1 protein-coding gene and 1 pseudogene are annotated in these 1,766 nt (G+C 77.9%); both read right to left on the bottom strand.

Annotated elements, in window-relative coordinates; genetic code table 11:
* Positions 1 to 210: pseudogene (gene gabD2, locus IDM29_RS16585) on the bottom strand (succinic semialdehyde dehydrogenase); the annotation flags it as partial.
* 9 nt (positions 211 to 219) lie between these two features.
* Positions 220 to 1,766 (bottom strand): phosphoenolpyruvate--protein phosphotransferase (gene ptsP, locus IDM29_RS16580; protein ID WP_223148440.1); only part of this gene is annotated, 1,547 nt, incomplete at its 5' end.

Here is a 1,766-nt window from a genome sequence, read left to right as displayed (position 1 = left end):
CGCCCGTCGCGCCGCGGCGACGGCGCGCGCGACGTCGCCGGTCGTGGACTGCGGCACCTCGGCGAGCGGCGCACCGTCGAGCGGGCTGTGCACCAGGACGGGGGGTCCGCTCGCGACGAGCCGCCGCGTCAGGGCGGCGACGTCGTCGGGCTCCAGCGCCCACGTCGCCGCCGGGTCGGTCTCGGGGTCCACGAGGTCGGCGTCGGCCATCCGCCCAGGCTAGGCGAGGGCGAGGACCTCGCGGACCTCGGGATCCACGAGCGCGAGCGCCGCCGCGCGCGCGTCGACGGCGGTGCGCGCCGCCCGCGCCGCCGCCGCGACCTCACGGCACCGCTCCAGGTCGTGCCGCGACAGCGCGAACCGGACGCCTGGCACCGCGGCGGGCGACATGGACAACGAGGTCACGCCCATGCCGACCAGGGCGAGGGCCATCGCCGGGTCCGACGCGGACTCGCCGCACACGCCCACGGGCTTGCCCGCCTCGACGCCGGCCGTCGCCACGGACGCGACGAGGTCCAGGACCGCCGGCTGCCAGGGGTCGAGCAGGTCCCCGAGCTCGCCGAGCAGGCGGTCGGTGGCCATCGTGTACTGCGCCAGGTCGTTGGTGCCGAGCGAGACGAAGTCGACCTCGGCGAGCAGGTCGCGCGCGCGCAGGGCGGCCGAGGGGACCTCGACCATGACGCCGACCGTCGCGACACCCTCCTCGCGCGCGATCGCCGCGAACTGCGCCGCCTCCTCCACCGTGGCGACCATGGGCGCCATGACCCACGGCTCACCGCCCGTCTCCGCGGCCGCGCGGGCGATCGCCCGCAGCTGCGTCCGCAGCAGGTCCTCGGCGGTCCGCACGAGGCGGTAGCCGCGCACGCCGAGGGCCGGGTTCTCCTCGCCCGGCCGGGTGACGAACGCCAGCGGCTTGTCCGCCCCCGCGTCGAGCGTGCGGACGACGACCTTGCGCCCGCCGAGCGCCGTCAGCGCGCGGGCGTACGTCGCGGCCTGCTCGTCCTCGGTGGGCGCGCTGGTCCGCCCGAGGAACAGGACCTCGGTCCGGAACAGGCCGACGCCCTCGACGCCCTCGCCCACCCGCTCGGCGTCCTCGGCGGTGCCGATGTTCGCGAGCAGCCCGACGGCGTGCCCGTCGCGCGTCGCGCCCGGGCCGGTCGCCTCCGCGAGCGCCGCGAGTGCCCGCCCGCGCACGCGGGCACGCTCGACGACGTCCTCGTCCGGGTCGGGCGTCACGGTCCCCGCCGCCGCGTCGACGGCGACGACGCGCCCCGCCTCGAGCGCCGACGCGCCGGTGACCTGCACGACGCACGGGATGCCCAGCTGGCCCGCGATGATCGCGGTGTGCCCCGTCGGGCCGCCCTGCTCGATGACGATGCCGAGCACCTTGTCGAGGTCCAGGGCGGCGGTGTCCGCGGGCGAGAGGTCCAGCGCGACGACGACGGACGGCTCGTCCAGGGGCGGGACGCCCGGCTCCGGCCGGCCCTGGAGGCGCGCGACGACGCGGTCACGGACGCTCACGAGGTCGGTGACGCGCTCCGCGAAGTAGCCGCCGAGCGCGCTGAAGGTGGTGACGAACTCCCCGACCGCGCGGTCGACGGCGACGTCGGGCGCGCTGCCCTCCTCGACGCGCCGGCGCGCGCCGGCCCGCAGCTCCGGGTCGTTCGCCATCATCGCCGTCGCACCGAGCACCTCGGCGATCGTGCCCCCGGCGGCGTCGGCGCGCTCCTGCAGCGCCGCGGCGACGGCCGTGAACGCCTCGTCGA

The organism is Actinotalea sp. JY-7885 (assembly GCF_014525465.1).
Lineage (GTDB): Bacteria > Actinomycetota > Actinomycetes > Actinomycetales > Cellulomonadaceae > Actinotalea.
This window is presented reverse-complemented; position numbering and strand designations above follow the sequence as displayed.